We start from the raw sequence: 25,728 nt of genomic DNA, 5'->3' as shown, positions 1-25,728 counted from the left end.
TCCTTCTCTCTTTTACACATAACTTATATCATACCATAATCTAAATTTTTCCCAAAAGAAAAAGCGACCTCTTGCAAAGAGCTCCCCTTCAAGTTGTTTATGATGTAACGTCTTTTCTCATATATTGGTTCAGTTAACAATACATGAGAAAAGACGACCTCTTCTAAAGTAAAACTTTAATGAGAGGTCGTCTTCATTTACATTACTTCGCAGATTTAGCTGCTTCTAATGCTGCTTCATAGTTTGGATGGCTTGTACCTTCGCCTACGTATTCTGCGTAAACTACTTTGTCATTGCTATCTACTACGAATACTGCACGAGCAAGTAAACGAAGTTCTTTCATTACTAAGCCGTAAGCTTCACCGAATGAAAGGTCACGGTGATCAGAAAGTGTTACAACATTTTCTAAACCGTTTGCTGCACACCAGCGTTTTTGAGCGAATGGTAAATCAGCGCTAATTGTTAATACTTTCGCGTTTTCAATACCTGCTGCATCTTGGTTAAAACGACGAGTTTGTGCATCACACACACCTGTGTCAATTGAAGGTACAACACTAATTAATTTCACTTCACCTTTGTATGTCTCTAAACTTACTGGAGATAAGTCATTTGCTAATACTTGGAAGTTAGGCGCTTGATCGCCAACTTTAACTTCTGTTCCAACTAAAGTCATTGGGTTACCTTTAAAAGTTACATTTGCCACTTAAAAATCCTCCCTTATTTTAAACAAAATATGTACAATGTAAATGATAGTTTGTCCCTATCAATAATGCAAATAAAATCGCTTTATTTACAAAAAAATAAAGAAGCTAATCCATTGATCAGCTTCTTTATTCGTTAAATTTGAAATTCAGGATCATCTTCTTTTCGTTTATCCATCATTTCTTTCACTTTATCAACAGCTTGTGGCGCTAATTCAATTATTTTATCGATGACGTGTGTTTGCTTATCTAAGTGTAATACTTTCACACCTTCTCCATTTATAACAAGAAAGGCAACAGGATTAATAGAAACTCCTCCACCACTTCCCCCGCCAAATGGATGACGGCCTGAATGTTCTACTTTACCAAATTCACTTCCACCAGCAGCAAATCCAAAACTGACTTTCGAAACTGTAAGAATTACACTTCCATCTGCCGCTTTAATTGGGTCACCAACAATTGTATTTACATCAGTCATTTGTTTTAAATGCTGCATTGCGGTTGTCATTAAACCTTGAATTGGATGGTCCATTTTATATCCCCCCTATGATTGAACTGATTTTTCGTTCGTACCAGATCTTTGTCTTCTCATAAACGTGAGTAATTTGATACCCGTTTTTATAGCACGAAATATACGAAAAGATGCTGTTAACTCACACCTTGATGCAAATCCTTTCCCTTGAAAAACAGGGGTAATTTCAAATTCTGGTACGTCGACAATATGCATATATTGTCCTACAACTCCAGCAGCCATTCCTTTTGTCCCCCATGCATACCCAGTGACAATTCCAGTACTAGCCGCATCGCCTGCTCCAATTTGTGAATGCCACTTCCAACTATTGATTTTCACTCGTTTGAGAAAATCTTTAACAATAGTATGAACTTCTTGAAGCTTTTTTATCAGTTCTCCAATGCTATCAAGTTGTGCCATAATTTTATTATCTATTCCGCCATCTTTCTCAGCTTTTTCGATTTTCTGCCCCGTTTTTTTCTGTTGTTTTTCAATTCTTTCCAATACATCAAACGTATATCGAATCATCCATATTTTCACTTGAAATAAACATTGTTTTTCCATTTCTGAATATAAAAACGTCACCTTAAGCGATATTTTCGATAATAGTATAAGCAAAATAAAAAGTAGAAGAATTATCATTCCAATTACAAGCCATTTCATTCTTACCATCCTTTCACTCCATACCCATTATCGACAAGTTTATTCATCATTAAACAACCTTTGATAAAATTGAATATAAAAATTTTTCTAAAAATAAAAAGGGATTTTGACATTTTATATCGAAATATACTATTTGAGCATATTATTCAGAATACATTTTGATGATATGCAGCACTAAGACTAGAAAATTTAACTGCAGTGGAGGGATACATAATGGCAAATCGTCGCAATTTATTTTTCTTTTATGGTGATGACAAAGTAACGCTCGTTGAAAAAATGAAACCAGTATATCGTATTTTAGAGGAGAATGGATTTACCATATTAGATCATCCAAAAAATGCAAACGCTATCGTCAGCGTTGGAGATGATGGAACCTTCTTACAAGCCGTTCGTAAAACTGGCTTTAGAGAAGATTGCTTATACGCAGGTATTTCTACGAAGGATGAAATTTCTTTCTACTGCGATTTCCACATCGATCACGTTGATACAGCCCTTCAAGAAATTACAAAAAACGAAATTGAAGTGCGAAAATATCCAACAATTAAAGTAGATGTAGATCATGGTACATCTTTCCATTGTTTAAATGAATTTTCATTACGCTCTAGCATCATTAAAACATTTGTCGTAGATGTACACGTCGACAATTTACATTTCGAAACCTTTAGAGGTGATGGATTAGTTATCTCCACACCAACAGGAAGTACCGCTTACAATAAATCATTACATGGTGCAGTTGTCGATCCACTTATCCCATGTTTCCAAGTAAGCGAACTAGCATCTTTAAATAACAACACATACCGTACACTCGGGTCACCGTTCCTTTTAAATCACGAGCGTACGTTAACTTTAACACTTAAACCAGATGGAAATGATTATCCTGTTATCGGAATGGATAACGAAGCACTTAGCATTAAACAAGTGGAAAAAGCCGTTGTTCGTTTAAGCGATAAACAAATTAAAACTGTTAAATTAAAAAACAACTCTTTCTGGGAAAAAGTACAGAGAACGTTTTTATAGTAATCAAAAAACCCTCGAATTATGGAATTTCCATAATTCGAGGGTTTTTTATTTATCAAATGCAACTTGACGCTGTTTCACAAAACATTTTGGAACAGGACAACAGTATATGAAATTATATCAACGATTTTACCCAAAATATCAATTTACCGACATCATCAACCTATCTAAAAAGAGGAAGCAGCACCAAAATGTATTTTCGGAGCCGCTCCCTCAAATTTTTAGACGTCTTTTCTATAAACAATCTTCCCATCAATGACGGTCATTTCTGCCTGTACTTCTTTTATTTCTTCCGCCTCAATTTCAAAAATGTTGCGGTCTAATATCGTAAAGTCTGCTTCATATCCTTTTGCGATTTGTCCTCGCTTCGCTTCTTTTCCGATTGCATACGCACTTCCTGTTGTAAATAAAGAGACAGCTTCATATACCGTTAATCTTTCCTCTGGCATATAGCATACGCCGTCAATAAAACTTCTACGTGTAACAGCACTATATATACCTAAAAACGGATTTACTTGTTCAATTGGAGCATCAGAGCCTCCATTACAGTGTAATCCTGCATCCAGTAACGTCTTCCAAGCATACGCATAACGAAGACGGCGTTCTCCTAGTTTTTCAATCACTGATGGAAAATCTGACGAAACAAAGACTGGCTGAATATCAATAATAGCTGGCAATTGTTTCATTCTTTCAATCAACTCTTCACGAGCTAGCTGACAATGAATAATACGGTCACGTAATCCTTCTGCTGGTGGATGTAATTCAAGTGCATCAATGACATATTCAAGCGATAAATCACCAATTGTATGAATCGCAACTGGCATATGTAAATCTCGTGCTTTTTTCACTAAACCTGCAAGCTCTTCACGTGAGGAAATGGCAACTCCATTTGTTTCCTTCGCATCTTCATACGGCTCACTTAATAAAGCTGTTCTTCCGCCAAAAGAGCCATCAGAAAAAATCTTCATCGCCCCAAATTCAATATAGTGCTCATTTTCATATTCTTTTCGCTCATTCGCTACTTCATGATGAACGAGCAAATGCGCTTTAAACCGCATTTCTTTTATAACGTGTGAAAACGCATTGTACGTTTTTTGAAAGCCGCCATAATAATTTAAGTCTTCCGTATGTCCGCCAACGAGTCCGTATTGCCAGCAGTCTGAAATCGCTGTTTGCAGAGCACTTTGCAAATACACTTTATCTATTTCAGGCTGAACATGTTTAATTAACTCTTGTCCTTGCTCATATAAAAGTCCTGTTAAATTATTTGACGCATCACGGCCAATTTTCCCGCCCTTTGGATCTTGCGTCGCTTCTGTTATGTTCGCTTCTCGCAATATGTATGAATTCACCCATGTCACGTGACGACAAACACGCTTTAATAAAATCGGATGTTCTTTAGAGATTTCATCTAAATCACGTACATGAACTTGTTTTGTATCTGTGAAATTATTTTCATTCCATCCTTCTCCGATAATCCAAGATCCTTTTGGCGCTTCTTCTACGCGCTTCTGAACAAGAGTAAGTACTTCGCTATAAGATTTGCAATTTGATAGATCTAGACGAAGCAACCTCTCCCCATGCCCAATAAGATGCATATGGCTATCAACGAGTCCTGGAATCATCGTTTTCCCTTTTAAATCGTACAACTTCACCGCAGAATATCGGTTTTCTAACTCTTCTTTATTCCCCATATGAACAATGACGCCATTTTCAACGTAAATAGCTTCTACTTTTTCATTCTCTTCTCGCATAGTGTAAATGGTGCCCCCATACCAAATTTCTCCCATATACTCGTCCCCCTTTTCCCTTTAGTCTACGAAATTAGAGCGTATAAAAAAAGCACCATTTCGATTAAAAATGGTGCTTTTCCAAAAATTAATTTTGTTCAGTAGGATTCGTTGTAACTTGCCATTCAATGTTAAATTTATCTTTTAGTTGTCCGTATGCTGGGCTCCAGAAAGTTTCTTGAAGTGGCATAATAACTTCTCCACCTTCTTGTAACTTATCAAATACTTCTTTCGCTTTTTCTGCATTATTAATTTGAATTGCGATTGTTACTTGAGATCCGATTGCATGCCCTTGACCTGGGAATGTATCAGAAATCATAAGGTCCGTATTACCAACTTTTAAAGTAGCATGTAAAACGCGCTCTTTCGCTTCAGCTGGAATTGGGTATTCTGGATTTTCAGGCATGTCACCAAAAGTTTGCATTACTTCTACTTTTGCGTCTAACGCCTCTTTGTAAAACTGTACAGCTTCTTGCCCACTACCATCTAAAACTAAGTACGGATTAATACCTAAAATCATACGGACACCTCTTTTTTTAGTTTATAAAATCGAACTTGTGTTCGTTTTTATAATATCATCGTTTTACATTTCATTCAACTATTTACTTCCCTATTTTCAAAATTATTTTGAAGGAAGCTCCATTTCTTGTTTTCTAAGTTCAATACGGCGAATTTTTCCGGAAATCGTTTTTGGTAGTTCATCTACAAATTCAATTTTGCGAGGGTATTTATATGGTGCAGTCAATTCTTTGACGTGTTGTTGGAGCACTGGAATTAATGTTTCTTCGTTCTTGTCTATATTCTCTCTTAATACGATAAATGCCTTCACGACACTTCCGCGAATTTCATCAGGGCTTGCGACAACCGCACATTCTCTTACATATGGATGTTTTACAAGTGCATCTTCGACTTCAAACGGTCCGATTGTATAACCAGAGCTAATAATAATATCATCACCGCGCCCTTCAAACCAGAAATAGCCTTCTTCATCTTTTTTCGCTTTATCACCCGTAATATAATAATCACCACGGAATTGCATCGCTGTGCGCTCATCGTCTTTATAATATTGTTTAAAGAGTGCTGGTGTTTCAATGTGAACTGCAATATCACCAACTTCTCCTACCTGTACAGGAGTTCCTTCTTCATTTACGATATCAACATGGTTTCCTGGCGTCGGTTTTCCCATTGATCCTGGTCTAATGTCCATCCCTTTCATTATCCCAACGAGTAATGTGTTTTCCGTTTGCCCATAACCGTCTCTTACCGTAATATCAAAATGCCTTTGGAACGTTTCAATAACTTCCCTGTTTAACGGCTCACCAGCTGATACAGCGCTATGTAACGCTTCTAAATTGTACTCACTTAAATTTTCTACCTTTGCCATTAATCTATACTCAGTCGGCGTACAACAAAGCACATTCACCTTATTATCGCCTAATAAATTTAAATACGTTTTTGGTTCAAACTTACCATTGTATACAAATCCTGTTGCACCTGAACCGAGAGTCGCTACAAACGGGCTCCAAATCCATTTTTGCCAACCTGGACTAGCCGTTGCCCATACAACATCTTCTTCTTCGATTCCGAGCCAGTTCGGGGCGCTTGTACGTAAATGAGCGTATGCCCATGCATGCGTATGAACAACTCCTTTTGGATTTCCTGTCGTCCCTGACGTATAAGATAAAAAGACCATATCTTCTTTATCCGTCTTCGCCATTTCTAACGTATCACTTTCCGTTTCTAATGCTGTTTTTAAATTCGTCCATCCATCTACTGAACGCTCGCTCAAAACGAATTTTTGAAGAGATTCCACCGCTTCTACGCCGTCGAATTGTCCAATATACGGTTCGTAACTTACAATTGCTTTCACTTCTCCGTGCCCAATACGGTACTCAATATCTTTTTTACGCAACATTTCTGAGCTTGGAATAACGACAAATCCTGCTTTAATCGCAGCAATATACGTCATGTAAGCTTCAATTAAGCGCGGCATCATAATAAGGAGCTTGTCCCCTTTTTGTAAGCCACTTTTTATAAAAGCGTTTCCAATTTTATTCGCACCTTGCATTAATTCAAAATATGTAATCTCTCGTCTATTCCCTTTATCATCTTGCCAAATTAAAGCAAGCTTCTCTTTATCACTCGTATATTTCTCTATTTCCGAAACTAAATTATAAGACGGCGGCGCTAACAATTCCTCTCTCTTCATATAACATCCTCCTTTATTTCTATGCCTCCCTTATATAATAAAGAATTTTCAGTAAATTTTGAACCCTCTTCTTTTGACAATTTTTTTATATTTATGTCGAAATGATGTATGAATGTATAGCGACGATGTTTTTAACATAACGATTCATCGGCAAATAACGACGAAAACGACAAAAAGAAAGAGCGGGAGAACCCGCTCTTTCTAAGCCATCGTATATGGGATTATTTTTGGTAACCGCCTAATTGTTGCTCAGCTAGTGAAACTAGACGTTTAGTAATTTCGCCACCAACAGATCCGTTAGCGCGAGATGTTGCATCAGCTCCAAGTTGAACACCAAACTCTTGAGCGATTTCGTATTTCATTTGATCTAATGCTGCTTGAGCACCAGATACTGCTAATTTATTTGTGCTTGCCATGTTGTATCACCTCCTTGTGAGTATAGAGTGTGATAAACAACATGACTTCATGCACATTTGAATGTGGTAATTTATGGGTTTAGAAAAGTTCTTCGAATTTTTCTTCTTCAGCCACTACTTCTACTGTTTGTAATACCATAGTTTCTTTGTTCGCTACAGCCTCTTCAATTAACGGCGCGAAATCGTACTTCGCTTCAAAACGATTTGCTTTCTCACGCTTCGGTTTCGTCGATGGACTTGCTGGTGTAAATACTGTACAGCAGTCTTCATATGGACGAATTGAAATATCATACGTTCCAATTTCTTTTGCAATTTTAATAATTTCTAATTTATCCATCGTAATAAGCGGACGAATAACAGGATAGTTTGTCACTTCGTTAATCGTATGCATACTATCTAACGTTTGGCTGGCTACTTGTCCAAGACTTTCACCAGTCGTAATTGCAAGTGCATTACGCTCCTCTGCAATACGCTCTGTAATACGCATCATCATACGACGCATAACTGTCATAGAATAGCTAGATGGAATTTCTTTATTAATCGTTTTTTGCACTTCAGTAAATGGAACAAGGTGAAGTGTTACACGTTTACAGTATTTCGTTAACTCTTGTGCTAAATCGATTACTTTTTGTTTCGCGCGCTCGCTTGTGAAAGGTGGACTATGGAAGTGAACTGCTTCCACAGATACGCCGCGTTTCATCGTTAAGTAAGTTGCTACCGGGCTATCGATACCACCAGAAAGAAGTACCATTACTTTTCCGCCAACGCCAACTGGTAAACCGCCAGCTCCCATGTGCTCACCACACATAATATAGCTGTAACCACTGCGAATTTCTATACGTACATTCACATCTGGATTATGAACATCTACTGTGATATCCTCTGTATTTTCTAAAATGTGCCCACCGATTTCTGGAAGTAACTCCATCGTCTTCATTGGGAAGCGCTTATCAGAGCGGTGCACTGTAATTTTAAATGTTTTCACATCACCTTTTACTTGTAAGAAAGCTGCTAATGCACCTTTTTTAATATCTTCTAATTCTGATGGTACTTTCATTGCTAAGTTAAACTTATGAATACCAAATACATCTTTCAATCTTTCAGAAATTGCTTCATGGTCTTCACCATTTAACTGAATGTACATACGATCATGTGTTGCATCAATTTTAATGTTTGGGAATTTTTTTAATTTGAATTTCACATTATCTTTTAACGTACTTACAAACTTAGAACGGTTCTTTCCTTTTGTCGTCATCTCTCCATAACGAACTAAAATATATTCATATGTCATCATATTTCTTTACCTCATCACTTCATATAATTTTGGCATCGTCTCTTTAACAATACCTTCAAATTGTTTTACTTCTTCCATCGTGTTGTCTGGTGCTAGACTAATGCGAATCGCACTTGTAGCTGCGGCGTGCGGTACTCCCATTGCCACTAGTACTCTGCTCACTTCATTTGCTTTTGAAGAACAAGCAGACTTCGTCGATACATATACACCATGCTCTTCTAAAGCATGAACGACTACTTCTGGTTTTAAACCGACAAATGATACATTTAAAATGTGCGGTGCCGCATATTCAAGTGATGTATTAATCGTTACAGTTTCCATCTCTTTAAAGAAACGGACCAGCTCTGTTTGTAAATTTTGCAAATGAACTATCTTTTCTTTCACTTGTTCCATCGTCATACGAAGTGCTTTCACCATCGCTACAATACCAGGTAAATTTTCTGTACCTGAACGATACTTGAGCTCTTGTTGACCACCTGATAAGATTGGATCTAATCTTACACCATCACGTACGTAAAGAAGACCTGTCCCCTTTACGCTATGAAATTTATGTCCAGATATTGAACAAAGGTCAATATGAGAAGCGTATAAATCAAGTGGTACTTTTCCTATCCCTTGTACATGGTCCACGTGGAATCTTATTTTCGGATAGTTCGTTAATAATGTTCCAATTTCAGCAACGGGCTGAATCGCTCCAGTCTCGTTGTTCACGTGAATAATTGACACAAGAATCGTATCTTCACGAAGTGCTCGTTTTACATCTTCTACCGATACAACACCGTGCTCGTTAACCGGTAAATACGTTACATCAAAACCGAGATCTTCTAATTGTTTATATGCTTCAAACACAGACGCGTGTTCAATATTTGTTGTAATGATATGTTTGCCGCGCGAACGATTCCTCATCGCTATCCCTTTAATCGCAAGGTTATTCCCTTCCGTTCCACCTGATGTGAAAATAATTTCAGAAGGTTTAACGTGAAGGAGCTGTGCCGCAATCGTTCTCGATTGTGTTAATAGACGTTCTGCCTCTCCTCCAAGCGAGTGAATAGAAGAAGGATTACCAAAATATTTCCCTGCAACCGTTACGTACGATTGAAGCGCTTCTGGATATGGCTTCGTCGTCGCACTATTATCAAAATAGATCATCGTTCTTCCCCTTTCAGCGCTATCACATCATATAATCATATCACAAATACGTGTAATTACGCTAAGACTACTCAAAGGTTCCGTTTTTATATAAAAGTGTACATTTCCCCCCACCATTTGCAGGCATACTGAGTGGTGAAGATTAATAATCAGTGGTGGATGAAACCCCATCACTTATGGTTTCACTTTATTTTGAAACGAACAACCTTACTGTATTCCGCTATTCATTATAGCAACATCGACTTCAAAATTACACAAAAAAACAAACCCTTTATTAAAGGGTTTGCTCATTGTCTACATATTCAGCTATTTTTTGAACAACACCAGGTTCAAGTTGCTCTAATATAGAAGCCGCTTGTTCTAAAGCTGCATCGTATTGATATTCACGGAATAATTTCTCCGCATAATTTAAGCTTTCTGCAAGATTCTCATCATGACTGCGGTATCGGTTACCGTATTGAATTAGTTTTTCAACTAAATAAGCTTGTCCAATTAATTCTTCTGTCATTTCAGATACACCATTCACAACTGTGTATGCTTCTTCTAAACTGCTATTTACAGTATTCATATTTAACGGCTTTACTTCTAATTGCTCATATACAGCTTGCATCGCCATTTGCCCTTTTTGTAAATCTTCCATAATACTCTCTGGAAGACCTGGTAAATTCGACTTTTGCATAAAACGTTTCGTCTCAAAAATTGTATTTCGCATTTCTTGTAACTTCTCACGTGCTTCAAATTCTTCTTTGCGCATCGTTTGCAGCATTTCTTTATATTCTGCATGAAGTACTTTTAAAGTTTCACATTGCTCATAAACCTCTTCTAGTTCCTCACGAATGATAGAGAATGCAATATCTTGTTCAGCAACGCGTATTTGTAACACTTCAAAACGTTTCATTAAAATATGCATTTGCTTTTCAATTACTTTTTGTGACTCAATATCTTTGTCTTGTAATTGATAACTTTGTTTCACAAGTTGTGTTTCTATTTTCGTTTCAATTGTTTCTGTACGAATTTCTTCTAAATCTTCATAAACAGACATTGTTTTTTGCTCCACATAATGTTTCGCATGCACTTCTTGTTCAAGTTGATCATAAAAACTGTCTAAACGAGTTTTTAAGTTCTCTACTTTTTCTGCTGCTTCTGTTATATGAAGTTCCTGTATATCCATTAAACATGTGTGTAGTTGTGTCGTCATATCGCGGACTTCTTTAGGGATTTCCAAATACTCTAATACATAGCCTTGTCTTATCATATCATCATGGCCTTGTAATAAATCTTCCAGCTGAACTGGTAATGTCGCTTGACACTCTACCAATAAATCCGGAATTTGATGAATAACGATTTCTAAACTTGCTAAACCTTCTTCTAAACTAATAACAATTTCTCTCGCTTTTAAATAATCACCATTATCTGTTGCCTCTTCAAAAGTTTTGAACTTCTCGGATTCAACATCTAACATCTCTTCAATTTTTTGCTCAGCTGCTCCATACATGTGTCGATGAGCAAGAACGCTCTTTTTCATACTACGATATGTATCACGTAATCCTTCAATTTCCGCGCTATTTTTCTCATGGCTTTCTAACAGTTGCTGTAATTCATTTAAAATGTCTGTAATACGATTATCAGCGTCATCTAAACCACCTATGGATTCTTTCATCGCATGCTTTGCTTTGCGGAAGGAGAATTGCGAGGCGAATTTTCGCGCTTGCCCTAAATCTTTTTCAGCTTTCGGAAGAGTTGTTGATACAATTTCATCCCACTCTTCACGCCATTTACCAAACAGCTCTTCTGTTTGACCTGTCATATTTAAATCCTTTACCCGCTTTAGTTCATCTGCCACAGGTTTATCTTTTATCTCTTGTTTCCACTGCTCCAGTGCTTCAATATCTTTATATGAACGATTTCTTATCACAAGCTCTATCATGAGCAGCACTAGAATAGAGCTTACTACAATGATAACGATCGTCAGGATAGAATCCATGCAAAAAAGCCTCCTAGTTATATCTCTTTTTTTGTCCGTTCCGTTTATGAAATGGAAGGCATTATGTATAAAAAGGGAATTCCCCTATATTTAACAACTAACAATGTTCTAATCATACCATGTAATGACGTGTTTTTGACCTAGTTTTTTTTAAAATTTCATGTTTCTTTACATGTGATTGTAATATTTCTTAATATTCCACTTATTCCATTATCCGTCCTCAAATGAATGCAATAAAGGTAAGACTTTTACGGGCAGTTAATGCAGGATAACGAGCTCTCTTTCATATGAGAGACGAAATAAATCTTTCGCATTAGTGGTGGTTCTACAGAAATCGCACGTACGTTACCTTGCATTACGGCTTACTGTAAAGCGGTTTCCGGAAGCAATGTTATACCAAGTCCAGCTCCTACCATCGCAATCATCGGTTCTGCATAAGATGTTTCAACCGCAATTATTGGTTTCGCGCCCATACATTGAAACACATTCATAATCATTTTCCTTACATCACATATTTCTAGGTATACAATTAGCTGTTCATTTTGCAACTCTTCCATTCGGATTACCTTTTTCACTCTATACGGATGATTATTTGAAACAGCACAAACGATTTTTTCTTCCCGCATTTCTTATATATATATGTAGCGCCTTCTACTACTGAATCGATGAACATCGCTTCAACTTTTCACTCTTTAAATAACTCTATTAATACTTTCATATGCTCAATTTTCCATTCTATTTCATATGTATCCTCTAATAAGTCTTTACACTTTGATATGTAATGAGCCGCTAAACTCGGTAATATACCTACACAAATATAATTTCTGTACCGTCACTACATACCGTTATGAGCGTTCGTTTTGAACTCTTTTATATGTCGATTGTTGCGGGATGTATCCCTGTATTTTGCTGGAACACGGGAAATCGATATATTTCATCTATTAACGGCATATTATTTATGAATTTAGTTCCTGTACTTGCACTTATCGGTTCTATGTTTCAAAGTTATACTGTCGATAACATAGAAATTGCCGTTGCCTCATTAACAATTATTGCGCTAGTATGCAACAATTTATAGCAAAGAAAACAACATATAAAAATCCCCACCTCAGTTCGTTAGGTGGGGATTTTTCACATATGAACAGCTCTTGGTAGTTCATAATACATACTCGCTTTATATAATGTTCGTTCCATCCATTGCTCAATTTCCTTCGTATACATTTCTAAGAAAAACGTCTCAGACGGAAATGAGTGTAGCACCTCTGATATATATTGTGGATATAAAAACGGCATATTTATCATGCCTTTTAATTGCGTCATAAACATTGTAAAAGATATCTTTTTAAATTCTTGCTTCATTTGTCCTTGTTTAATGATTTGCTCTATATAATATCTTTCTCTAGAAAAATAAACGGTCATCACTTCACGAATTAATGTCGTATCAAGCGAAAGCTCTCTATAAAAAAAACGTGTCAGTTCTCTATTATCAAATTGATATCGTAAAATCCCGCGCACCATTTGCACCATCACATCTTTAGCCGATAAATATTCTCTCTGTTCAAATGACGTTTCAATTACGTGAATATATCCTTCTAAAAAATCAGTAATAAGCTGTTCTAATAACCCTTGCTTTCCAGCAAAATAATATGAAATATTCGCTACATTCACATCCGCTCGCTTTGCAATGTCTCGCACTGATGTCCCGTCATAACCTTTCGTATTAAACAACGATATTGCCGCATCAATTACCTTTTGTTTCGTCTGCTTCATGCGCTCACTTCCTCTCAATGAACAGCTATAGTTTAAATTTCTTGACTTTTAAGACAAATTCCTTTAATTTTCTATCGACAAAGTCATGTGAAATACATCGTATTTTGCTATCGTTTTACATATCTCGCTAAAAAGGGAGTTGTTTCCATGTTTACAAAAGAAAGTTATGCAGGATCTCGTGAAGAGCAATATGAGACAGTAATTAAACAACTGGATGCATTATTAACTGGCGAACCGAACGTAGTCGCAAACTTATCAAATGCGTCCGCACTATTAAATCAATTTTTAGATCGCGTTAATTGGGTTGGCTTTTATGTAACAGAAGGAAATCAACTTGTTCTTGGACCATTCCAAGGGATGCCAGCTTGCGTGCGTATTCCGTTCGGACGTGGTGTTTGCGGCGTTGCAGCTGAAACAAAAACAACGCAACTTGTAGCAGATGTTCACCAATTCCCAGGACATATCGCTTGCGATAGTGCCTCTAATTCTGAAATCGTTGTACCGATTATGAAAGAAGGAAATATCATTGGTGTGCTTGATATTGATAGTCCTGAAAAAAATCGTTTCGATGAAGTAGATCAGCACTATTTAGAAAAGTTTGTGGAAACACTCCTAAAACATATTTAATAAAGAAAAGAGTGAGCTATCGATTACGTACGTAACGTACGAAACCGATAGCTCACTCTTTTTTATCCCGCATTAACGGGCAGTAAATTCGGCGAATACAAGGAAGTTAGGTGGGAGATAACTGCCCGTAAAAGCCCGATTGGTGAGGGCTAATAATCAGCGGGGGATGGACAAAACCCCCACTGATTACAGTTTCACTTTATTGATTACTAACAGTAGATATCTTCTTTAGTGCCTGTTCTAAATCAGAAACGATATCTTCCCATGATTCTAAGCCGACAGATAGGCGTATTAAATTATCAAAAATACCCATTTCTTTTCTTAGTTCAGCCGGAATAGCTGCATGCGTCATCGTCGCTGGATGCTGAATTAACGTTTCGGTATCACCTAAACTTACGGCAATTGTAATAAAATGGAGGTCATTGATAAACGACTGTGTTTCCTCTTTTCCACCTTTAATTGAAAAAGAAATAACGCCCCCACCTCGTTTCATTTGCCGAGATGCTAATTCTCCCTCCGGATACCAAACACCTTCTACTGCTTCATGATTTTTCAAAAACGATACAATTTTTTCCGCATTATCACAATGACGATCCATTCTTACTGCTAATGTTTTTAATCCGCGTAACAATAACCACGCGTCAAACGGCGCCATAATACCGCCGATATCTTTTCGCATCGGACGGATTTTGTCAGCTAACGTTTTCGTTCTACAAATTGTTACACCCGCTACAACATCCCCGTGACCACCAATATATTTTGTCGCACTGTGAACGACGGCGTCACAACCAAGTTCAAGAGGTCTTTGTAAATAAGGTGAACAAAACGTATTATCAACAATAACAAGCAAATCATTGCGCTTCGCTACCCCGATCACCTTTTCTAAATCAATTAATTTCATCGTTGGATTTATCGGTGTTTCAACGAAAATGAGCTTTGTATTTGGACGAATTTTATTTTCAATATCAGTCTCTGTCTCCATATCACAAAACGAATGAGTAATCATAAATTTCTCTTCTAATACTTCTAAAAAACCGTACGTACATCCATATAATCCATTTGAACAAATAATATGATCTCCAGCCTTTAGAAAACCGATTAAAGTTGCTGAGATGGCTGCCATACCTGAACCGAACGCCAGCGCCTCCTCTCCATCTTCTAAAACAGCCATACGTTCTTCAAATAATTTCACAGTTGGATTCCCAAGCCTTGAATAAATATAAGATGGATCTTCTCCCGCAAAACTCGCTTCTCCTTGCTGTGCTGTCTCAAACGTAAATGTAGAAGTTTGAAATAAAGGTGGTGTTAAACTCCCTTTATTTTCATTTGATTCATATCCGTGATGAATTAATGCTGTCTCTATATGTTTCTTTTTCATAAAAACATCCCCCTTATGTCTTTATTTCCACATATCCACCAGGAAAAATCTGATGAACGTCTTTACTACATTTTATGTAAGCGTTTTATTTGTGTTTCTATCTTTTCTTTTATATTGTTTTAAATTCCTTCTTGTTAATTTCCAAAATTTATCTGTATAAAACAAAAAGGGAGTCTCTTGACGAAACTGTAAGTAAAAGATATAATAGCGTTTGTGTAAAATAAAAAGGCAGCCTTGTAATGTGAGTTTATCGTTTGTATTTTGTTCCTCTGCGGAGGTGTATCTCGTAACTCCCTGCTGCTGGAGCGAAGGTACATGAAAACAAAATACCCGTAAATATCGATTACGTCTGTTTTTATTTTACGAAAATAAAAACATTTTTAAAGGAGGAGTCAACTATGGCTCGTTATACAGGTCCAGCATGGAAACTGTCTCGTCGTCTTGGAATCTCTCTAAGCGGCACAGGAAAAGAATTAGAAAAACGCCCTTACGCACCAGGTCCTCACGGTCCTAACCAACGTAAGAAACTTTCAGAATACGGTTTACAATTACAAGAGAAACAAAAACTTCGTCACATGTACGGCATGACTGAACGTCAATTCCGTCGCACATTTGACCAAGCAGGTAAAATGCCTGGTAAGCACGGCGAAAACTTCATGATCCTTCTTGAAGCTCGTCTTGACAACCTAGTTTACCGCATGGGCTTAGCTCGCACTCGTCGTGCAGCTCGCCAATTAGTAAACCACGGTCACATCACGGTTGATGGCGCTCGCGTAGATATCCCATCTTACCGCGTTAAACCTAACCAAACTATCAGCGTTCGCGAAAAATCTAACAGCCTTGTTGTTGTTAAAGAAGCGATCGAAGTTAACAACTTCGTACCAGAATACTTAACTTTCGATGCTGATAAGTTAGAAGCTACTTACACTCGTCACGCTGAGCGTTCTGAGTTAGCAGCTGAAATCAACGAAGCATTAATCGTAGAGTTCTACTCTCGTTAATCTCGGTACTCTGCAAAGAGTATTATTAAAAGCCTTAGGAACCTTGTTTATCAAGGGGCCTGGGCTTTTTTTATTTATATAAATGTCGTATGTATAGTAAGATACTTCAAGGAAGTTTTTTCATGAGTTATGGATAATCGTCCTTACTTCTCTTTTATTCATTCCAACGATTGGATTCTCTTTAATACTGGCTCCGTTTATTGTGCAAAATTTTATAATCCATCTTCATTGCATGCTGTTATACTTATTCCCTTAAACATATAATCCGTTTTCAGACTACTCCTTATTTCATTACTTCCAAATTATATCTCAATAGAAAAAGCTACCAAAGAAACTAAAACGTTCTCTCTGGTAGCCTTTATTTATATATTAAAATTATTTATTTTCCTCTTTTTTAACATATACATAAGCATCTTTCTGCTCTTTATGTACATCAACCTTCGTGTTCTCTGCAAGCTGACCCGCATTTAGCAAAGAAAAAATAATGAGCGCTTCTAGTGACATTTTGTTTTACCACTCCTTTCTATTTGTTATACATTTATCATACCGCTTACATGTGATTTCCGTATGAACTCGAAAAGGAGATTACAACAAAAAGGTTACAGGAATACGAATGCACGCTATAATAACCATTAAATAGGAGGTTGTTTCATTTTGACAATAAATCAAATGGTTCAATTGGGTAGTGCCTGTATGCTTTTTATTACTTCAGCACTTATGAGTTGGTATCAAGGGAGTAATTTAATAGATTATCCTGATGAATGGAAATATAGCGCTAAGTTTACGAATTATTTTAAAGGGTACGTTTCACATTATGACGATATTTATCAAATCGATTTCTTTATATATGCGGCAAAATTTTATCCCGGGGCATTTGTCGTTATGCTAATTGGCTTACTTTACATGCTCGTATTAATTCTTCATATTCTATTTAAAAGAAATCATGAGGCAATTTAAATGCATACATAAAAACCCCGAACGATAGACTTTTCAGCCTACCATTCGGGGTACTATTTGTTTTAAATTCTTTTCTGATTAGTAACGAATTAGGAAATATTTCTTCTTACCGCGGCGAATGATTGTGAATTTACCTTCGATGCGGTCGTTTTCTGTTACAACGTAGTCTAACGCTTGTGTACGCTCACCGTTTACGTAGATTGCACCGTTTGTTACATCTTCACGTGCTTGACGTTTAGATGGTGAAATTTTGCTTTCTACAAGTAAGTCGATTAATACTGTATCTTCTGCAGTACGTTCTACAGATGGTACGTCTTTGAATCCTTGCTCGATTTCGCTTGCAGTAAGTTCTGCTACAGAGCCACTGAATAATGCAGCTGAAATTTTAATTGCTTGCTCTAACGCTTCTTCGCCGTGAACAAGTTTTGTCATTTCAGATCCTAATGATTTTTGTGCTGCACGTTTTTCTGGCGTTTCAGTTACTTGCTTCTCAAGCTCAAGAATTTCTTCATGAGATAAGAATGTGAAGTATTTTAAGTATTTAACTACATCGCGGTCATCTGTATTGATCCAGAATTGGTAGAACTCGTAAGGAGTTGTTTTCTCTGGGTCTAACCAAATTGCGCCGCCTTCTGTTTTACCAAACTTCGTACCGTCAGATTTTGTAACAAGTGGAATTGTTAAACCGAATGCTTTCGCATCTTCTTCTGATTTACGGATTAATTCAAGACCCGCTGTAATGTTACCCCATTGGTCACTACCACCGATTTGTAGACGGCAATTATGGTTTTGGTATAAGTTTAAGAAGTCGTATGATTGTAAAATCATATAACTAAACTCAGTGAATGAAATACCAGTATCTAAACGAGATGCTACTGTATCTTTTGCTAACATATAGTTTAAACCGAAGTTTTTACCGATATCGCGTAAAAATGAAATTACATCTAAGTTACCAAGCCAATCATAGTTATTAGCCATTGTTGCTGGGTTGTTCACGTTTTCGAACTCTAAGAAGTTTGAAAGTTGGTTTTTAATGCTTTCTGTGTAGTAAGCAACTGTATCTTTCGTATTTAATGTACGCTCTGCTTTTTTACCACTTGGGTCACCGATCATACCAGTACCACCGCCAACAAGTGCGATTGGTTGGTGACCAGCTAATTGGAAACGACGTAACATTAATACTGGTAACATATGACCGATGTGTAAGCTATCCGCTGTCGGATCGAAACCACAGTATAATTTAACGCTTTCTTTTTCTAATAATTGCTCAAGTCCCTCAGCATCTGTTTGCTGGTTAATTAGACCGCGAAATTCAAGATCTTGTAAAATACCCATATCCTACATACTCTCCTTTAAGTTCATTACTGGCGTGAAGGTTGAAAACATAAAAAAATCGCCCCTTTAAATAAGGGACGATTTTGATCATCGCGTTACCACCCTAGTTGCAGACAAAAAAAGCCTACCACCTTATTTACATAACGGCTTAGCACCGTCTTTTCCCTTTTGAATACAATTCAATCGAAAAAAGATGCTCTAGGGGCGTAATTCGCGATCATCTATGTGCTGATTTCCACCGACCATCAGCTCTCTAAAACAGGGAAATGATCACTACTTCTCCCTTTCCACGCTCAATTATTCATATACTTTTCTTTATACCATCATTTATATAGGCGTGTCAAATAGAGGTATGAGTTCTTTCCCTACCAATCCTTTATAAAGTCGCAAGGAATATCGTAATAAGAGAAATAGCTGGAACACCAACTAATAACGACACATGAAACACAACCGATAAATCATTCCCAATCGTCGCTTCCACAGGATCTTTCGCTGGAGAAGCAAGAAATCCAAGTAATCGATCGAAGCGGCTTACCGTTTTTGGAAAATCCGGTATTTCTACATGATCGCTATCTAAATGCTGCTTTAATTTATATTCATTCTTAAAAGGATTTCCGCTCAATTTCATCCACCTCCAGCAATTGTTTCAATTTCTTTATCCCGTTATGAAGTCTCGACTTCACTGTTCCAATAGGAATATCTAGTACCTCTGCAATTTCTATTTGCTGCATATCATGATAATAAGAAAGAATCAGGACCGCTCGCTGTTCTTCAGGAACTTTCAAAATTGCTTCTCTTACCGTAAGCCGGTCTTCGTGAGAAAACTCCTTTTCCTGAATCGGTACTAAAAACGGTAAAAGAGAGCGCCATTTTTTTCTTCGATTCAATTTATTAATCATAAGACGGTAACCGATTTGAAATAAATACGTTTTAATTTTTCCTTTTCGGGTTTCATACATATGTTTCTTACGCTCTAGAGTCAAAAACGTATCTTGAACGAGATCTATACTCAGTTGTTCATCACGATTAAATCGATACAAAAATGTATATAGCGCTGGTTTGATTAAAACATATAGTTTTTCTCCAGCTTGCTTATCTCCATTTTGGTACGCAAGCATGAGCTCCTCCTCAATCCCAATCTGCGCCATTTTTTTTGATCTCCTTTATTCCTTTTAACGTTAATGAAATACGGGAAATTAAATATGCACTTGCGACAATGACCCATGCTTGTGACTGATTCGTAAAAAATTGAACATATGGGTTTTGAATCGTATGGCCGGTTGAAACTAAAATATTTAACGCCAGCACACATATACATGCATACACTGCAAGACAGACCGAAATTGTATCAAATACATTCCAACGAAAATATATTTTTGTTTTTGTAAAATCAATTTTATTTCCATTTTTTCGTACAATATACTTCTTATCAAACGGAATAAGGATTGAAAAAATAACAATCATAATAATCCCAAATGTAATCATTGAAATTTTAAATCCAATTGGTATAGGCAATAACATACCACAAGAAAATACAACTATAATTCCAATTAAAGCAAAAGTAAGCATCAATTTATTGGACATATAAAAAGCCTCCCTCATCTATTCTTTCATAAATGTATACAGACGAGGAAGGCGCTTCGTTCAAATATTATTTTATTTTTTTTATGATTCTCGCAGGATTCCCGCCAACTACTACATTATCTGGCACATTTTTCGTTACAACAGCGCCAGATGCGATGACAGCATTATCTCCAATTGTTACGCCCGGATTAATAATCGCTCTTCCGCCAATCCATACGTTATCGCCAATTGTAACTGGTTTTCCGTACTCTGATCCGCTTATGCGCTCTACTGGATCAAGCGGATGCGTTGCTGTATAAATGTGAACACCTGGAGCTAACATACAGTTCACTCCGATTGTAACTGGGCATACGTCTAAAATCGTACAGTCAAAGTTTGCGTAAAAGTTTTCACCAACGTGAATGTTATAACCGTAATCACATCTAAAAGAAGATTCAAGATGAATGTTATCTCCAGTCGTTCCGAATAATTCTTTTACGATTGCACTACGTTCTTCTAGTTTTACTTCTGGTGTTTCATTTAATTTTCTCGTTAATATACGAGCTTGCTCCCTGTCCTTTACTAAAACGGGATCAGCCGGTATGTACATTTCCCCTTGTATCATCTTTTCTTTTTCTGTTTTCATTTCCTTCTCCCCTTCCAACACGTATATATAAGTTTATAATAACATAAAGTGAAACTTTAATCAGTGGGGGTTTTGTTCATCCCCCACTGATTATTAGCCCTCACCAATCGGGCGTTTACGGGCAGTTGATCTCACACCTTACTTCTTTGCCCTAGCTGAATTTTGAGGTGGGAGTTTTACTGCCCACAAATAGCCGGATAAAAAAGAAGGGTCTGAACGTATTCATTCAGACCCTTCCTCTTTTAATCTTCCATCGTCGATAAATCGCCTGTTGGTAAGTTTAATTCCCACGCTTTTAATACGCGGCGCATAATTTTACCACTTCTCGTTTTCGGTAATTTATCTCTAAATTCAATTTGTCTTGGAGCTGCATGAGCTGCTAAGCCTTTTTTCACAAATTGACGAATCTCTTCTTTTAATTCTTCAGATGGTTCGTATCCCACGCGAAGCGCGATAAATGCTTTAATGATTTCCCCGCGTACTGGATCAGGAATACCAATTACACCAGCTTCCGCTACAGCAGCATGCTCGATTAATTTACTTTCTACTTCAAACGGACCAACACGCTCACCTGACGTCATAATTACATCGTCAATACGTCCTTGGAACCAGAAGTATCCATCTTCATCCATATAAGCTGAATCACCTGATACGTACCAATCTCCCGGCATAAAGTAAGAATCATATTTTTGTGGGTTATTCCAAACCGCACGCATCATAGATGGCCAACCTTTACCAATTGCTAAGTTCCCCATTGTGTATGGAGGCACTTCATTTCCTTCATTATCAACAATCGCTGCTTTCACACCCGGAATTGGTTTCCCCATTGAACCTGGACGGATTTCCATACAAGGATAGTTACAAATAACTTGTCCGCCTGTTTCTGTCATCCACCACGTATCATGAATACGAAGTCCAAATGCGCTCATACCCCAGCGAATTACTTCTGGATTTAATGGCTCACCAACACTTAATACGTGACGCACTTGTGATAAATCATATTTTTTAATTGCGTCTTGTCCAGCTCCCATTAACATACGGAACGCTGTCGGTGCACTATACCAAACTGTTACACCGTAATCTTGCAGTGCTTCATACCATGCCTCTGGACTAAATCTCCCGCCTAAAATAACATTTGATGCTCCCACTAACCACGGTGCAAAAATACCGTAAGCTGTTCCAGTTACCCAGCCTGGGTCAGCTGTACACCAATATACATCATCTTCTTTTAAATCTAATACCCATTTCGCTGTTTGATAGTGCTGAACCATTGCGTTTTGCGCATGAAGGACGCCTTTTGGCTTACCAGTAGAACCAGATGTGTAATGTAGAATTAAACCGTCTTCACGGCCTAACCATTCGATATGTAATTCTTTTGAAGCTTGTTCAAATAAAGGATTGAACGCTACAGTTTTACCGCCTTCTTCTGCATTGTCTCCAACAAGGAAGACTGTTTTTAAAGCAGGTAAATCATTTAATGGTATGCGCTCTAACAATTCAGGAGTTGTAATTAACACCTTCGCTTCGCTATCTTCTAAACGATCGCGAACTGCGCCTTCCATAAATGCTTCAAATAATGGTCCAACAATTGCCCCTAATTTCACTGCACCTAAAAGTGCGAAATATAATTCTGGGGAACGCGGCATAAAAATAAAAACGCGATCGCCTTTCTCAACATCGCCATAGTTTTTCAGGACATTTCCTGCTTTATTAGAAAAATCCTTCATTTCCTTAAACGTATATTTCTCTTTTCGCGATCCATCTTGATAATAAAGTGCTACTTTATTCTTTCGATCTGATTTCGCATGCTTATCAATTGCCTCATACGCCATATTTACTCGTCCTGTTTCATTCCAAGTAAAATTTTTATTAACCTCTTCCCAGTTAAAATTCGCGTATGCCTCTTCATAATTCGGCAAATTATTTTCTCCTTTAATGACAGGAAGCGTTTCCACTTTCATACTTTACATCCCCCTCCTATGTATTCTATTATCTATTATAATGACATTATTTAAAATTTTCAGTATTTTTGTTGATTTTTAGACAAATTTTTAATGACAAAATTCGATTCACATCGCATATATTATAAAGTACGATATTAATAGATTCACAAACCCTCAAGGTGGTGAGCAATAAATTGATTCATAAAAGAATATATAATGCCAGAAACTTAAAAACAGCGAAAGGCACTTTAATTATTGAAGGTCCTGTCTCTACACATAATCTTGAAATGTATGAATTTCATCCAGACTTAATTGCGTTTCGTCCTGCCGAGCAGCAATATAAAGCAATTGTCGAAATTTCTAAATTACCAGAAGCTCGTCTCATTATTGCTAGACATGACCAAACGATCGTTGGATATGTTACATACTTATATCCTGATCCGCTCGAGCGATGGTCAGAAGGAAAGATTGAAAACTTAATTGAACTCGGGGCGATTGAAGTTGTCCCAGCCTTTCGTGGTTGCTCTGTCGGAAAAAATTTATTAGAAGTTTCAATGATGGACGATCATATGGAAGATTACATTATATTAACGACTGAATATTATTGGCACTGGGATTTAAAACAAACAGGCTTAAATGTTTGGGAATACCGAAAAGTAATGGAAAAAATGATGAATGCTGGTGGTTTACAATGGATGGCTACAGATGATCCTGAAATTTGTTCACATCCTGCCAACTGTTTAATGGTCCGCATCGGTACACGTGTTGATACGGATTCCATTCAAGCATTCGATCGTCTACGTTTTCACAATCGTTTTATGTATTAATAAAGGGGGCAACTGGAATGATTGTAGAAGAAATTATGAATCAAAATGTAGTAACACTACATCCAAACGATACAATCGAAACAGCAATCCGAACGATACGTACGAAAGGCATTCGGCACATTCCAATTGTCGATCAAAATAATCATGTCGTAGGCATTATTTCTGATCGGGATGTAAGAGATGCAAGTCCGTCTATTTTAGATGAACAAGTTTCACTCGATATGCTGAAGCAACCGCTTGAACTCATAATGAAACACCCTGTTATGACTTGTCACCCTCTCGATTTCGTTGAGGAAATTGCGACTTTATTTTTTGAAAATAAAATAGGCTGTCTTCCTGTTACGAAAGCTGGAAAACTCGTAGGTATCATTTCTGAATCTACAGTGCTGCACACGTTAGTAAAATTAACAGGAGCTCATCAACCAAGTTCACAAATTGAAATTCAAGTGAAAAATGAACCTGGTATTCTTGGAAAAGTCGTTGCTATTTTTAGTGATTTACAAATAAATATTGTGAGCGTTCTCGTCTATCCAGCAAAAGATGAGAATGATAAAGTACTCGTTTTCCGCATTCAAACGATGAATCCTCTAAAAGTGATTGATGCACTCGAAGCAGAGGGCTACCGCGTATTATGGCCAAACATAATGGGGATGCAAGCATGAGCAGCGCCTTCATTTATTCGGATGACTTTCGGGGCTATTCTTTTAGCCCTGATCATCCTTTTAACCAACTACGCGTCACACTTACGTATGACTTATTACAAAAGAGTGGTTTTATCTCCCCTTCTCAAGTCATCTCGCCAAGAATGGCTACAGATGAGGAAATTGCATTCATTCATACAGAGGAGTACATAAATGCGGTAAAACTTGCTGGAGAAGGAAAGTTAGAAAAATCAATTGCGATGACATATGGACTTGGAACAGAAGATACACCAATGTTTCCAAATATGCATGAAGCAAGTGCATTACTCGTTGGCGGAACATTAACAGCTGTCGATGCTGTTATTTCTGGGAAAGTAAAGCACGCCCTCAATTTAGGTGGCGGCTTACATCATGGCTTTCGTGGTAAAGCATCTGGCTTTTGTATTTATAACGATAGCTCTATCGCAATGAAATATATTCAGAAGAAATACGGTTTACGCGTTTTATATATTGATACAGATGCTCATCACGGCGACGGGGTACAATGGTCTTTTTACGACGATCCTAACGTATGCACCATTTCATTACACGAAACTGGGCGTTATTTATTTCCTGGAACTGGCGCAGTAAATGAACGTGGACAAGGAAATGGATATAATTATTCTTTTAACGTTCCACTCGACGCTTTTACAGAAGACGAATCGTTTTTAGATTCATATCGAACAGTTGTAAAAGAAGTGGCAGCATACTTTAAACCGGATATTATTTTAACGCAAAATGGTGCTGATGCACATTATTACGATCCACTTACACACCTTTGCGCAACGATGAACATTTACCGTGAAATACCGAAGCTCGCTCGTGAAATCGCTAATGAATATTGCGACGGTCGCTGGATTGCTGTCGGCGGTGGTGGCTATGATCACTGGCGCGTCGTACCAAGAGCTTGGGCACTCATTTGGCTCGAAATGAACAACATCCAAAACATCTCAGGTTATCTCCCTCCAGAATGGATTGACGCTTGGAAAGGACAAGCAGAAACCGACCTTCCCCTTACATGGGAAGATCCAGACAACATGTATCAACCTATCCCTAGAAAACCAGAAATCGAAGAAAAAAATGCATTAACTGTAGCGAAATCTCTTGAAATTATTCGGAATAATATGACAAAATCTTTGTACTAAACGAAAAGGAGGCTCGTTTTTAAATAGCCTCCTTTTATTTATTGTCGGTTTCTGTCGGTAAGTCGATATTTTTTAAAAATCGCTGATATATTTTGAGTTGCGCCGATATATTTTGAGTATCG

26 protein-coding genes, 2 pseudogenes and 1 other annotated feature are annotated in these 25,728 nt (G+C 37.3%); of the genes and pseudogenes, 8 read left to right on the top strand and 20 right to left on the bottom strand.

Features of this window, described 5'->3' with window-relative positions:
* Positions 1 to 202 precede the first annotated feature (202 nt).
* From tpx to B5P42_RS09505, 3 genes are all read right to left on the bottom strand, one after another.
* Positions 203 to 703: a thiol peroxidase gene (tpx, locus tag B5P42_RS09515; protein WP_000024524.1), complete on the bottom strand. Its 501-nt coding sequence runs from the start codon at positions 701 to 703 to the stop codon at positions 203 to 205.
* A gap of 134 nt (positions 704 to 837) precedes the next feature.
* Positions 838 to 1,233 carry a GerW family sporulation protein gene (gene ytfJ, locus B5P42_RS09510; protein ID WP_000350005.1) on the bottom strand — a complete coding sequence of 132 codons (396 nt, stop codon included), beginning with the start codon at positions 1,231 to 1,233 and terminating at the stop codon, positions 838 to 840.
* Positions 1,234 to 1,245: 12 nt separating this feature from the next.
* The gene (locus B5P42_RS09505; RefSeq protein ID WP_016106347.1) at positions 1,246 to 1,884 is read right to left on the bottom strand and encodes a DUF2953 domain-containing protein; all 639 of its coding nucleotides are present in this window, start codon (positions 1,882 to 1,884) and stop codon (positions 1,246 to 1,248) included.
* A 204-nt stretch (positions 1,885 to 2,088) separates the two neighbouring features.
* On the opposite strand from B5P42_RS09505, the gene B5P42_RS09500 reads away from it, so the two are divergent.
* Entirely contained in the window at positions 2,089 to 2,892 is an 804-nt protein-coding gene (locus B5P42_RS09500) for an NAD kinase (RefSeq protein WP_016120893.1), read from the top strand.
* A 221-nt stretch (positions 2,893 to 3,113) separates the two neighbouring features.
* On the opposite strand, the gene B5P42_RS09495 is transcribed toward B5P42_RS09500, so the two are convergent.
* The 8 genes and pseudogenes from B5P42_RS09495 to B5P42_RS32560 form a co-directional block, all read right to left on the bottom strand.
* Positions 3,114 to 4,682, bottom strand: coding sequence for an amidohydrolase (locus tag B5P42_RS09495; RefSeq protein WP_113734106.1), 1,569 nt, complete (start codon positions 4,680 to 4,682; stop codon positions 3,114 to 3,116).
* A gap of 88 nt (positions 4,683 to 4,770) precedes the next feature.
* A complete protein-coding gene (locus B5P42_RS09490) occupies positions 4,771 to 5,202 on the bottom strand; it encodes a VOC family protein (protein WP_088293498.1) in 432 nt (143 codons plus the stop codon).
* Positions 5,203 to 5,304: 102 nt separating this feature from the next.
* Positions 5,305 to 6,891 carry an acyl-CoA synthetase MbcS gene (gene mbcS, locus B5P42_RS09485; RefSeq protein WP_002167572.1) on the bottom strand — a complete coding sequence of 529 codons (1,587 nt, stop codon included), beginning with the start codon at positions 6,889 to 6,891 and terminating at the stop codon, positions 5,305 to 5,307.
* Positions 6,892 to 7,112: 221 nt separating this feature from the next.
* Positions 7,113 to 7,307, bottom strand: a complete 195-nt coding sequence (locus B5P42_RS09480; RefSeq protein ID WP_000168891.1) for an alpha/beta-type small acid-soluble spore protein — start codon at positions 7,305 to 7,307, stop codon at positions 7,113 to 7,115.
* A gap of 79 nt (positions 7,308 to 7,386) precedes the next feature.
* The gene (thiI, locus tag B5P42_RS09475; RefSeq protein WP_002067574.1) at positions 7,387 to 8,601 is read right to left on the bottom strand and encodes a tRNA uracil 4-sulfurtransferase ThiI; all 1,215 of its coding nucleotides are present in this window, start codon (positions 8,599 to 8,601) and stop codon (positions 7,387 to 7,389) included.
* A gap of 6 nt (positions 8,602 to 8,607) precedes the next feature.
* Positions 8,608 to 9,750 (bottom strand): cysteine desulfurase family protein, encoded by a 1,143-nt coding sequence (locus B5P42_RS09470; protein WP_033731427.1) that lies wholly within the window; start codon positions 9,748 to 9,750, stop codon positions 8,608 to 8,610.
* Between the two features lie 274 nt (positions 9,751 to 10,024).
* Positions 10,025 to 11,734: a septation ring formation regulator EzrA gene (gene ezrA / locus B5P42_RS09465; protein ID WP_113734105.1), complete on the bottom strand. Its 1,710-nt coding sequence runs from the start codon at positions 11,732 to 11,734 to the stop codon at positions 10,025 to 10,027.
* Positions 11,735 to 11,982: 248 nt separating this feature from the next.
* A pseudogene (locus B5P42_RS32560) lies at positions 11,983 to 12,551 on the bottom strand (LysR family transcriptional regulator substrate-binding protein); the annotation flags it as partial.
* On the opposite strand from B5P42_RS32560, the pseudogene B5P42_RS09455 reads away from it, so the two are divergent.
* Positions 12,540 to 12,812: pseudogene (locus B5P42_RS09455) on the top strand (EamA family transporter); the annotation flags it as partial. The pseudogenes B5P42_RS32560 and B5P42_RS09455 overlap by 12 nt on opposite strands.
* A gap of 53 nt (positions 12,813 to 12,865) precedes the next feature.
* Here the strand turns inward: B5P42_RS09455 and refZ are convergent.
* On the bottom strand, positions 12,866 to 13,504 hold the full coding sequence (gene refZ, locus B5P42_RS09450; RefSeq protein ID WP_044442170.1) for a forespore capture DNA-binding protein RefZ: 639 nt from the start codon (positions 13,502 to 13,504) through the stop codon (positions 12,866 to 12,868).
* A gap of 147 nt (positions 13,505 to 13,651) precedes the next feature.
* Between refZ and B5P42_RS09445 the strand changes: the two genes are divergently transcribed.
* Complete coding sequence (locus tag B5P42_RS09445; RefSeq protein ID WP_002138633.1) at positions 13,652 to 14,131, top strand: GAF domain-containing protein; 480 nt, start codon at positions 13,652 to 13,654, stop codon at positions 14,129 to 14,131.
* Between the two features lie 199 nt (positions 14,132 to 14,330).
* Here the strand turns inward: B5P42_RS09445 and megL are convergent, their stop codons facing one another.
* Positions 14,331 to 15,509: a methionine gamma-lyase gene (gene megL, locus B5P42_RS09440; RefSeq protein ID WP_044442168.1), complete on the bottom strand. Its 1,179-nt coding sequence runs from the start codon at positions 15,507 to 15,509 to the stop codon at positions 14,331 to 14,333.
* 398 nt (positions 15,510 to 15,907) lie between these two features.
* Here megL and rpsD point away from each other — a divergent pair, with 398 nt between their 5' ends.
* Positions 15,908 to 16,510: a 30S ribosomal protein S4 gene (rpsD, locus tag B5P42_RS09435; RefSeq protein ID WP_002015568.1), complete on the top strand. Its 603-nt coding sequence runs from the start codon at positions 15,908 to 15,910 to the stop codon at positions 16,508 to 16,510.
* 375 nt (positions 16,511 to 16,885) lie between these two features.
* Here rpsD and B5P42_RS09430 read toward each other — a convergent pair whose 3' ends face one another.
* Positions 16,886 to 17,014: a transporter gene (locus B5P42_RS09430; protein ID WP_113734104.1), complete on the bottom strand. Its 129-nt coding sequence runs from the start codon at positions 17,012 to 17,014 to the stop codon at positions 16,886 to 16,888.
* Between the two features lie 150 nt (positions 17,015 to 17,164).
* Between B5P42_RS09430 and B5P42_RS09425 the strand changes: the two genes are divergently transcribed.
* On the top strand, positions 17,165 to 17,467 hold the full coding sequence (locus B5P42_RS09425) for a YjdJ family protein (protein ID WP_113734103.1): 303 nt from the start codon (positions 17,165 to 17,167) through the stop codon (positions 17,465 to 17,467).
* A gap of 78 nt (positions 17,468 to 17,545) precedes the next feature.
* Here the strand turns inward: B5P42_RS09425 and tyrS are convergent, their stop codons facing one another.
* The 6 genes from tyrS to acsA all read right to left on the bottom strand — a co-directional run bounded on the left by tyrS (position 17,546) and on the right by acsA (position 22,972).
* Positions 17,546 to 18,802, bottom strand: a complete 1,257-nt coding sequence (gene tyrS, locus B5P42_RS09420) for a tyrosine--tRNA ligase (RefSeq protein ID WP_113734102.1) — start codon at positions 18,800 to 18,802, stop codon at positions 17,546 to 17,548.
* 70 nt (positions 18,803 to 18,872) lie between these two features.
* Positions 18,873 to 19,101 (bottom strand) — a binding site (T-box leader).
* A 77-nt stretch (positions 19,102 to 19,178) separates the two neighbouring features.
* On the bottom strand, positions 19,179 to 19,424 hold the full coding sequence (locus tag B5P42_RS09415) for a hypothetical protein (RefSeq protein WP_113734101.1): 246 nt from the start codon (positions 19,422 to 19,424) through the stop codon (positions 19,179 to 19,181).
* Positions 19,405 to 19,950 (bottom strand): RNA polymerase sigma factor, encoded by a 546-nt coding sequence (locus B5P42_RS09410; RefSeq protein WP_113734100.1) that lies wholly within the window; start codon positions 19,948 to 19,950, stop codon positions 19,405 to 19,407. The genes B5P42_RS09415 and B5P42_RS09410 overlap by 20 nt, the downstream gene beginning before the upstream one ends.
* A complete protein-coding gene (locus B5P42_RS09405; RefSeq protein ID WP_113734099.1) occupies positions 19,931 to 20,386 on the bottom strand; it encodes a hypothetical protein in 456 nt (151 codons plus the stop codon). The genes B5P42_RS09410 and B5P42_RS09405 overlap by 20 nt, the downstream gene beginning before the upstream one ends.
* 67 nt (positions 20,387 to 20,453) lie before the next feature.
* On the bottom strand, positions 20,454 to 21,011 hold the full coding sequence (locus tag B5P42_RS09400; protein WP_113734098.1) for a maltose acetyltransferase domain-containing protein: 558 nt from the start codon (positions 21,009 to 21,011) through the stop codon (positions 20,454 to 20,456).
* A 242-nt stretch (positions 21,012 to 21,253) separates the two neighbouring features.
* Positions 21,254 to 22,972: an acetate--CoA ligase gene (gene acsA / locus B5P42_RS09395; RefSeq protein ID WP_003191836.1), complete on the bottom strand. Its 1,719-nt coding sequence runs from the start codon at positions 22,970 to 22,972 to the stop codon at positions 21,254 to 21,256.
* Between the two features lie 176 nt (positions 22,973 to 23,148).
* Between acsA and acuA the strand changes: the two genes are divergently transcribed.
* From acuA to acuC, 3 genes are read left to right on the top strand one after another with little or no spacing between them, the layout of a single operon-like run.
* Complete coding sequence (acuA, locus tag B5P42_RS09390; protein WP_113734097.1) at positions 23,149 to 23,781, top strand: acetoin utilization protein acetyltransferase AcuA; 633 nt, start codon at positions 23,149 to 23,151, stop codon at positions 23,779 to 23,781.
* Positions 23,782 to 23,798: 17 nt separating this feature from the next.
* A complete protein-coding gene (locus B5P42_RS09385; protein WP_002123078.1) occupies positions 23,799 to 24,443 on the top strand; it encodes an acetoin utilization AcuB family protein in 645 nt (214 codons plus the stop codon).
* Positions 24,440 to 25,606 (top strand): acetoin utilization protein AcuC, encoded by a 1,167-nt coding sequence (acuC, locus tag B5P42_RS09380; RefSeq protein WP_078175968.1) that lies wholly within the window; start codon positions 24,440 to 24,442, stop codon positions 25,604 to 25,606. Before B5P42_RS09385 ends, acuC begins: the two co-directional genes overlap by 4 nt.
* Positions 25,607 to 25,728 lie beyond the last annotated feature (122 nt).

Source organism: Bacillus sp. SRB_331, from assembly GCF_003264175.1.
Taxonomy (GTDB): Bacteria; Bacillota; Bacilli; order Bacillales; family Bacillaceae_G; genus Bacillus_A; species Bacillus_A mycoides.
Note: the sequence above shows the minus strand (reverse complement) of the source record. Positions and strands in the feature narration are given on the sequence as shown.

Coding starts and splice junctions, on each gene's coding strand:
- tyrS (WP_113734102.1), bottom strand. CDS start 18,802: ATGGGTATTTTACAAGATCTTGAATTTCGCGGTCTAATTAACCAGCAA.
- B5P42_RS09430 (WP_113734104.1), bottom strand. CDS start 17,014: ATGTCACTAGAAGCGCTCATTATTTTTTCTTTGCTAAATGCGGGTCAG.
- B5P42_RS09500 (WP_016120893.1), top strand. CDS start 2,089: ATGGCAAATCGTCGCAATTTATTTTTCTTTTATGGTGATGACAAAGTA.
- acsA (WP_003191836.1), bottom strand. CDS start 22,972: ATGAAAGTGGAAACGCTTCCTGTCATTAAAGGAGAAAATAATTTGCCG.
- B5P42_RS09490 (WP_088293498.1), bottom strand. CDS start 5,202: ATGATTTTAGGTATTAATCCGTACTTAGTTTTAGATGGTAGTGGGCAA.
- megL (WP_044442168.1), bottom strand. CDS start 15,509: ATGAAAAAGAAACATATAGAGACAGCATTAATTCATCACGGATATGAA.
- ytfJ (WP_000350005.1), bottom strand. CDS start 1,233: ATGGACCATCCAATTCAAGGTTTAATGACAACCGCAATGCAGCATTTA.
- B5P42_RS09480 (WP_000168891.1), bottom strand. CDS start 7,307: ATGGCAAGCACAAATAAATTAGCAGTATCTGGTGCTCAAGCAGCATTA.
- thiI (WP_002067574.1), bottom strand. CDS start 8,601: ATGATGACATATGAATATATTTTAGTTCGTTATGGAGAGATGACGACA.
- B5P42_RS09405 (WP_113734099.1), bottom strand. CDS start 20,386: ATGTCCAATAAATTGATGCTTACTTTTGCTTTAATTGGAATTATAGTT.
- rpsD (WP_002015568.1), top strand. CDS start 15,908: ATGGCTCGTTATACAGGTCCAGCATGGAAACTGTCTCGTCGTCTTGGA.
- ezrA (WP_113734105.1), bottom strand. CDS start 11,734: ATGGATTCTATCCTGACGATCGTTATCATTGTAGTAAGCTCTATTCTA.
- B5P42_RS09400 (WP_113734098.1), bottom strand. CDS start 21,011: ATGAAAACAGAAAAAGAAAAGATGATACAAGGGGAAATGTACATACCG.
- acuC (WP_078175968.1), top strand. CDS start 24,440: ATGAGCAGCGCCTTCATTTATTCGGATGACTTTCGGGGCTATTCTTTT.
- mbcS (WP_002167572.1), bottom strand. CDS start 6,891: ATGAAGAGAGAGGAATTGTTAGCGCCGCCGTCTTATAATTTAGTTTCG.
- B5P42_RS09385 (WP_002123078.1), top strand. CDS start 23,799: ATGATTGTAGAAGAAATTATGAATCAAAATGTAGTAACACTACATCCA.
- B5P42_RS09445 (WP_002138633.1), top strand. CDS start 13,652: ATGTTTACAAAAGAAAGTTATGCAGGATCTCGTGAAGAGCAATATGAG.
- B5P42_RS09495 (WP_113734106.1), bottom strand. CDS start 4,682: ATGGGAGAAATTTGGTATGGGGGCACCATTTACACTATGCGAGAAGAG.
- refZ (WP_044442170.1), bottom strand. CDS start 13,504: ATGAAGCAGACGAAACAAAAGGTAATTGATGCGGCAATATCGTTGTTT.
- B5P42_RS09470 (WP_033731427.1), bottom strand. CDS start 9,750: ATGATCTATTTTGATAATAGTGCGACGACGAAGCCATATCCAGAAGCG.
- B5P42_RS09410 (WP_113734100.1), bottom strand. CDS start 19,950: ATGGCGCAGATTGGGATTGAGGAGGAGCTCATGCTTGCGTACCAAAAT.
- B5P42_RS09505 (WP_016106347.1), bottom strand. CDS start 1,884: ATGGTAAGAATGAAATGGCTTGTAATTGGAATGATAATTCTTCTACTT.